This window comes from Actinophytocola sp. (genome assembly GCF_050699915.1).
In the GTDB taxonomy this organism is placed as follows: domain Bacteria; phylum Actinomycetota; class Actinomycetes; order Mycobacteriales; family Pseudonocardiaceae; genus Actinophytocola.
Genome location: NZ_JBOHGA010000277.1, coordinates 1 through 7,112, shown reverse-complemented (window position 1 = coordinate 7,112; position 7,112 = coordinate 1). Strand labels below are relative to the sequence as shown.

At 71.4% G+C, this 7,112-nt stretch carries 7 protein-coding genes; 6 read left to right on the top strand and 1 reads right to left on the bottom strand.

Going from position 1 to position 7,112, the window contains the following annotated elements:
• From ACRDSK_RS30055 to ACRDSK_RS30030, 6 genes are all read left to right on the top strand, one after another.
• Positions 1–726 (top strand): amidohydrolase family protein (locus ACRDSK_RS30055; protein WP_431444739.1); only part of this gene is annotated, 726 nt, incomplete at its 5' end.
• Positions 726–2,300, top strand: a complete 1,575-nt coding sequence (locus ACRDSK_RS30050) for a lysine 5,6-aminomutase subunit alpha (RefSeq protein ID WP_431444738.1) — start codon at positions 726–728, stop codon at positions 2,298–2,300. The genes ACRDSK_RS30055 and ACRDSK_RS30050, both read left to right, overlap by 1 nt.
• Complete coding sequence (locus tag ACRDSK_RS30045) at positions 2,297–3,052, top strand: OAM dimerization domain-containing protein (RefSeq protein WP_431444737.1); 756 nt, start codon at positions 2,297–2,299, stop codon at positions 3,050–3,052. Before ACRDSK_RS30050 ends, ACRDSK_RS30045 begins: the two co-directional genes overlap by 4 nt.
• Complete coding sequence (locus ACRDSK_RS30040; protein ID WP_431444736.1) at positions 3,049–3,444, top strand: hotdog domain-containing protein; 396 nt, start codon at positions 3,049–3,051, stop codon at positions 3,442–3,444. The genes ACRDSK_RS30045 and ACRDSK_RS30040 overlap by 4 nt, the downstream gene beginning before the upstream one ends.
• Before the next feature lie 53 nt (positions 3,445–3,497).
• Positions 3,498–3,989 (top strand): N-acetyltransferase family protein, encoded by a 492-nt coding sequence (locus ACRDSK_RS30035; RefSeq protein WP_431444735.1) that lies wholly within the window; start codon positions 3,498–3,500, stop codon positions 3,987–3,989.
• A gap of 97 nt (positions 3,990–4,086) precedes the next feature.
• On the top strand, positions 4,087–6,147 hold the full coding sequence (locus ACRDSK_RS30030; RefSeq protein ID WP_431444733.1) for an AMP-binding protein: 2,061 nt from the start codon (positions 4,087–4,089) through the stop codon (positions 6,145–6,147).
• Here the strand turns inward: ACRDSK_RS30030 and ACRDSK_RS30025 are convergent.
• Positions 6,137–6,790 carry a cyclase family protein gene (locus ACRDSK_RS30025; protein ID WP_431444731.1) on the bottom strand — a complete coding sequence of 218 codons (654 nt, stop codon included), beginning with the start codon at positions 6,788–6,790 and terminating at the stop codon, positions 6,137–6,139. The genes ACRDSK_RS30030 and ACRDSK_RS30025 overlap by 11 nt on opposite strands.
• Positions 6,791–7,112 lie beyond the last annotated feature (322 nt).

The window sequence follows — 7,112 nt, the reverse complement described above, 5'->3', positions numbered from 1 at the left end:
GCCCGCGGCCTCGCCGGCGACCTGTTCGTCGACGGTGCGCTCGGCTCGCGCACCGCGGCGCTGCGCGAGCCCTACGCGGACGCGCCGGTCACCACCGGCGTCCGCTACCTCGACTCGGAGCGGATCGCCGAGCACCTCGTCGCCTGCTCGGAAGCCGAGGTGCAGGCCGGCTTCCACGTGATCGGCGACGCGGCACTCAGCGCGGTCGTCGCCGGCTTCCAGCTCGCCGAGAAGGTGTTGGGGGAGGAGTCGCTCGGCGCGGTCCGCCACCGCCTCGAGCACCTGGAGATGATCACCCCGGAGCAGGCGGCCGAGCTGGCCCGCTTCCGGGTGGTCGCCTCGGTGCAGCCGGGGTTCGACGCCGCGTGGGGCGGCCGGGACGGCATGTACGCCCGGCGGCTGGGTCCCGAGCGGGCCGCCGAGCTCAACCCGTTCGCCATGCTCGCCGCGGCCGGGCTCACGCTCGCGTTCGGCTCGGACGCGCCGGTGACCCCGGTCGACCCCTGGGCCGCCGTCCGCGCCGCCGTGCACCACAAGACTCCCGGCTCGGGAATCCCGTTCCCCGACGCGTTCACCGCGCACACCGCCGGCGGCTGGACCGCGGCCGGCGAGACCGGCGGCACGCTGGCGGTCGGCGAGCCGGCCACGTTCGCGGTGTGGCGGAACGAGACCTGTATGCGCACCGTCCTGGACGGGAACCCGATCTACGCGAGCGAGGTGGCCTGATGGCGTTGCTGAACCTGGATCCCGAGGTGGTCGCCACGGCGCGCAAGCTCGCCGCCCGGGCGGCTGAGCCCGTGGTCGAGCTCGCCCGGGCGCACACCACGGTCGCCGTGGAGCGGGCCACGCTGCGGCTCGCCGGCATCACCGGCGCCGACTCCACCCACCGGGCCGGCGACGTGCCGTGGGTGAACCGGGTCGTCGACACCGTCCGCGAGCACTGCGGGCTCGAGCACGGCGCGGTACTGCCGGCCTTCCACGCGATGCGCGAGCACGACCTCGCCTCGCTGACCGAGCTCGCCGAGGCCACCGCCGCCGGCCAGGTCCAGTACACCGTCCCGAGTGGACGCGAAGCCGAGCGCGCGGCCAAGGCCGGCCGCACGGCGGTGGCCAAGGGGCTGCGCACGGTCGACCGCAACCGCGCCCAGCGGGACAGGCTCGTCACCCGGTTCGGCAACCCGCCGCAGCGGCCGTGGATCTACCTGATCGTCGCGACCGGGGACATCGACGAGGACGTCGTGCAGGCGGCGAACGCGGCCCGGGCCGGCGCGGACGTCATCGCCGTGATCCGCTCCACCGGACAGTCCCTTTTGGACTATGTACCGGAAGGCGCCACGCACCACGGGTTCGCCGGCACCTACGCCACCCAGGAGAACTTCCGCATCATGCGGGCGGCCATGGACGAAGTGTCCAAAGAGGTCGGCCGGTACGTCCGGGTGACGAACTACGCCTCCGGGCTCTGCATGCCGGAGATCGCCGTGCTGGCCGGGCTGCAGCGGCTCGACATGATGCTCAACGACTCGATGTACGGCATCCTCTTCCGCGACATCAACCCGATCCGCACGTTCGTGGACCAGCGCTTCTCCCGCCAGGTGCACGCGCGCGCCGGCATCATCATCAACACCGGCGAGGACAACTACCTCACCACCGCCGACGCCGTGGACGCCGCGCACACGGTCACCGTGTCCCAGCTGCTCAACGAGCACTTCGCGCACGAGGCCGGGCTGCCCGACGAACTGCTCGGCCTCGGCCACGCCTTCGAGATCAACCCGACGGTGCCCGACTCGTTCCGGCTCGAGCTCGCGCACGCGCTGCTGGCTCGCGAGCTGTTCCCGGACGCGCCGCTGAAGTGGATGCCGCCGACCAAGCACATGACCGGCGACGTGTTCAACGGCTACCTCCTCGACGGGTTCTTCAACCTCGCGGGTGTCCTCACCGGACAGTCGATCCTGCTCGTCGGCATGATGACAGAGGCGGTGGTGACGCCGTTCCTGTCCGACCGCGACCTCGCGCTGCGCAACGTCCGCTACGTGCTGAACGCCGCGGCGGGCCTGCGCGAGGACTTCCGGCCCGCGCCGGACGGGCTCATCGTCAAGCGCGCGCACCAGGTGCTCGGCGAGGCCGTCGATCTGCTGGACCGGATCGTGCGCGACGGGCTGCTCGACGCGATCGCCGACGGCACGTTCGGGCTCATGAAACGCCCGCCGGACAAGGGAAAGGGCGCCGACGGCGTGATCGAGAAGGCCGACGGCTACCGCAACCCGGCGGCCGACCTGCTGGACGAGGAGGCGACGAAGTGAGCGCCCCGACCGAACCGAAGCGCTACGTTCGGCCCTACGGCGACACGACCGGCGACGGCATGGTGCAGGCCTCGTTCACGTTGCCGGTGCCGCCCGGCCCGAAGGCCGAGGGCGCGGCGCTGCAGCTGGCGGCGAAGATGGGCCTGGAACCGGCGATGGTCGTGCACTCGCACGGCATCGGGACCGAGTTCACCTTCTTCGTCGTGTACGGCTCGGCCAAGCACATCCTGGACCTCGACGAGGTGACGGTCGTCGAGCGCGAGTACCCGCTGCTGTCGCCGACCGAGGTGAACACCGAGGTCAAGAAGATGTTGCGGCGCAAGCTGGTCGTGGTCGGCGGCTGCATCGGCACCGACGCGCACACGGTCGGCATCGACGCGATCCTCAATATCAAGGGCTTCGCCGGGGAGAAGGGCCTCGAGTACTACCGGGAGCTGCGGGTGGTCAACCTCGGCGCGCAGGTGACCGTGCCGGAGCTGGTCAAGCGCGCCCGCGGGGAGAAGGCCGACGCGGTCCTGGTGTCGCAGGTCGTGACCCAGCGGGACGCGCACATCCTCAACACCCAGGAGATGTCGGCCGCGTTCCGCGAGGCGATGGGGGACCGGTGTCCGGTGCTGATCGCCGGCGGCCCGCGGTTCGACCCGTTGATGGCGGGCGAGCTCGGCGTCGACCGGGTGTTCGGCCGAGGCACCACGCCCGGCGAGGTCGCCAGCTTCCTGATCCACGCGCTGAAGGAGACAAAGGTCGCATGAGCAGCCTTACCGAGGGGTTCTCGGTTACGCACCGCCGTTACGTGCCCTACGCGCACGCGCACTACGGGGGCAACCTCGTCGACGGCGCGTACGGTCTCGCCCTTTTCGGCGACGTGGCCACCGACCTGTCGATCCACACCGACGGCGACGAGAGCCTGCTCGCCAGCTACTCGGGCGTGGAGTTCCTCGCTCCGATCCAGGCCGGCGACGTGGTCGAGGTGACCGCGACGCTCGTGCGGGTGGGGAACCGGTCGCGGGACATCGAGTTCGAGGCGCGCGTGCTGTGCCGGGCGGCGCCGGAGCGCGGTCCGTCGTCGGCGGACGTGCTGACCCCGCCGCTGGTCGCGACCCGCGCGAAGGCGACGGTCGTGGTTCCGGTGGCGGCCGGCTGATCCCCGGCTAATCAGATTGCCGGACCGGCGAAGTCGGTTCTAACGTCGGGCTCGTGACCAAGGCGATCCTGGTGCGCCGGCTGACGCCGGACGACTGGCCGGTCTGGCGCGAGGTCCGGCTCGCGTCGCTGGCCGAGGCGCCGCACGCCTACGGCTCGTCGCTGGCCCGCGAGCAGCGGTTCGGCGAGGACGACTGGCGCCTCCGGCTCGAACCGGCGAGTGGGATGGCGGCCGTCGCGGTACTGGGCGACCGGCCGGTCGGCGCCGTCGGCGGGTATACGCCGAACGGAGCGGACGCGGTGACGCTGGTCGCGATGTGGGCCCACCCACAGGTTCGCGGGCTGGGCGTCGGTGACGCGTTGATCGGCGAGGTACTGACCTGGGCGCGGGAAAACCGCTGGTCAAGGGTCGACCTGCGGGTCGCCGACGGCAACGCCGCGGCCCGGCGGCTGTTCGTGCGCAACGGCTTCGTGCCGACCGGGCACCGTGAGCCGCTGGAGAGCGACCCCTCGATCGGTACCGAAATCTTGTCACGCACTGTTTAATGACCCAGAATTCGCGACGAAGGTCTTGCTCCGAATGGAGCACGGCTGCTGGTACGGTAGCGCTGGGTGTTCGCCCGAGCGAACCGAGGAGCCTGTGGTGTCGGTTGAGCTTGTGGAAGTGGTCGAGGTTCTCGACCACCCGCCGGAACGGCTGTGGACCATCGTCAACGACCTCGAGTCCTACTCGCGGTTCGCTCGCGAGATCTCGTGGGCGTACCGGACGAGCCACGCCGAGACCGGTGTGGGCAGCCAGTACGAGGTTCGGTTCAGCGTCGAGCGAGGCCGGATGTCCCGGTACGACGTCGACGTGCTGGTGCACCGGCCGCCGGAGCATCTCGTCCTGGTCAGCGACCGCTGGCCGGGTGGGCACGTGTCGATCCGCCTGACGCCGGTCGAGCCCGGCCGGACCGAGCTGCACATCGCGATCTCGCTCCCACTCGGCTCGCGGCTGCCCGCGTCCTGGCTGCGCAAACGCGTCCGCAAGGCGGTAGCGCTCGTCGACGACCACCTCGCCGGCCGGTCGCAGACCACCTCGCCCCGCTCGCTCGACCAGACCGCGACCGCCCAGTCGCAGCTGGGCGTCATGAAGATCCTCACCAAGGCCGGGATCGTGCTGCCCGGCCGGCCCGACCTCGTCGCCCGGCAGCTGAAGGCGCTGTCCAGGTGGGGCGCCACGATGGCCGGCGGGTACGGCGCCGCGACCGCGCGGGCACCGCGGGCGGACGCGATCCGCGACGAGCTCGGCGCGCTGACCTTCGCCGACATCGCCGTGCGGACCGACCGGCTCGCGAACGCGCTCACCGAGTACGGCGTCCGGCAGGGCCGGCGGGTGGCGCTGATGTGCCGCAACCACGGCGCGATGGTCGAGTCGATGATCGCCTGCGGCAAGCTCGGCGCCTCGGTGGTGCTGCTGAACACCGGGCTGTCCGCCGACCAGGTCATGGACACCGTGCGTTCGCACCGGCCGGCCGCGATCCTCGCCGACGACGAGTACTTCCCGTTGCTGCGCGACCTGCCCGCGGCCCTGCCGCGCATCCGGACCTGGGGCGAGGCCGCGCCGACGGTGGACGGCCTCATCGAGACCGGCTCGCCGCGCAAGCGCAAGCCGCCGACCGCACCCGGCAAGATCATCGTGCTGACGTCCGGCACCACCAGCAACCCCAAGGGTGCCCGCCGGCGCAACCCGCACGGACTGCGCACCGCGGCGGCGATCATCTCGCGGATCCCGCTGGAGTCGGGGGAGCGGATGCTGATCGCGGCGCCGCTGTTCCACACCTGGGGACTCGCGGTGCTGCAGCTCGGCATGGGCCTGACCGCGACGACGGTGCTGCCCCGCCGGTTCGACGCCGAGGAGACCCTGCGGCTGATCGAGGAGAACCGGTGCACCTCGCTGTTCGTGGTGCCGATCATGCTGCAGCGCATCATGGACCTGCCGAAGGCGGTGCGGCGCAACTACGACACGTCGTCGCTGCGCGTCGTGGCGAGCAGCGGGGCACCGCTGTCGGCCAATCTGGTCGTGTCCTTCATGGACGAGTTCGGCGACGTCCTCTACAACCTGTACGGCTCGACCGAGGTGTCCTACGCGAGCATCGCCGACCCGGCCGACCTGCGCGCGGCCCCGACCACGGCCGGGCGGTGCCCGATCGGCACCCGCATCGGCATCCTGGACGGCCGCGGCAGACCGGTGCCGCCGGGCGTGGACGGCCAGATCTGCGTCGGGAACGACATGCACTTCGAGGGCTACGTCGACGGCAGCAGCCGGATGGTCTACGACAACATGATGGCAACCGGCGACCGCGGCTACCTCGACGCCGACGGGCGCGTGTTCGTGTCCGGCCGCCAGGACGACATGATCATCTCCGGCGGGGAGAAGATGTTCCCCAGGCCGGTCGAGGAGTTGCTGCTCTCGATGCAGCAGGTGCGGGACGCGGTCGTGGTCGGCGTACCCGACCGGGAGTTCGGCCAGCGCTTCGCGGCCTACGTGGTGGCCAAGCCGGGCGCGGTGCTGAACGAGGCCATGGTCTGCGACTACGTGCACGCACACCTGCCCCGCTTCGCCGTGCCGCGCGACGTCGTGTTCGTCGACCAGCTGCCGCGCAACGCCACCGGCAAGGTGGTTCGCGGCCGGCTGGCCGTCGAGGACCTGGTCAGCTGGTAGCCGGTAGGACGGCGACCGCCCGGATCGGGAAGCTGCCCATGCCGTGGACCGGTGCCGGCAGGGCGGTGAGCCGGAAGCCGTCGTCGGGCAGGGCCGCCAGGTTCGTCAGGTGCTCGACGATCGGGATGTCGTTGCCCAGCAAGGTGTTGTGCACCGGCCGGGTCGGGTCGGCGATGTCGTCCACGTTCAGCGCGTCGACTCCCAGGACGGCGACGTTCGCGTCGACGAGGAACCGCGCCGCGGCCGCGGTCAGGTGCGGTCCGCCGGAGCCGTACCGCTCGGTGCCCCAGTGCCGCGACCAACCGGTGTGCACCAGGACCGCCTTGCCCCACAGGCGTTCCGGGTCGCCGAGCACCTCCGGACCGATCGCGGGCACGTCGTACGCGTCCACCCGCACGGCCGGCACGTCCACCAGCCGCTCCAGCGGCAGCGCGGCGATGTCCGCGCGGTCGGCGTGGAAGTGGAAGGGCGCGTCGACGTAGGTGCCGGTGTTCGCCACCAGCTCCATCCGTCCGATGTGGAACGACACGCCGGGCGCGGACTCCATCCGCTCGCGGTGCGTGCCGACCACCGGGCCGGGCAGGCCGGGGTAGGTGATCATGCCGTGTTCGATGCGGTGGCTCAGGTCCACGATTCTGTTCACCCAAGGATGGTCTCAGCGCGGCGCCAGAAAAGTCTCGTACCGACCAACGCAACCTCAGGGGAACGTGACGGTACTCAGCCACAATCAACCGGGTGACCGCACCGTTCGCTGGAACGGAACCAACACTTTGAATTTCGGGGAGGCGGAACAGGATCTCAGCGCGGGGCCAGAATCCCCTCACAGGTCCGCACGACGACCCGGCAGGCGTCGGCCGCGCGGCGGCCGAACATCGGGTTCTCCGCCTGGCCCTGCCAGTGGCGCAGCGCACCGAAGGCGGCCCGGTGCACCTCCTCGCGCGGCGCGTCGGCGGGCAGCCCGAGCC

Bases quoted from the DNA above. Each gene is read 5' to 3' on its own strand.
- ACRDSK_RS30050 (WP_431444738.1), top strand. From the start codon at position 726: ATGGCGTTGCTGAACCTGGATCCCGAGGTGGTCGCCACGGCGCGCAAG.
- ACRDSK_RS30040 (WP_431444736.1), top strand. From the start codon at position 3,049: ATGAGCAGCCTTACCGAGGGGTTCTCGGTTACGCACCGCCGTTACGTG.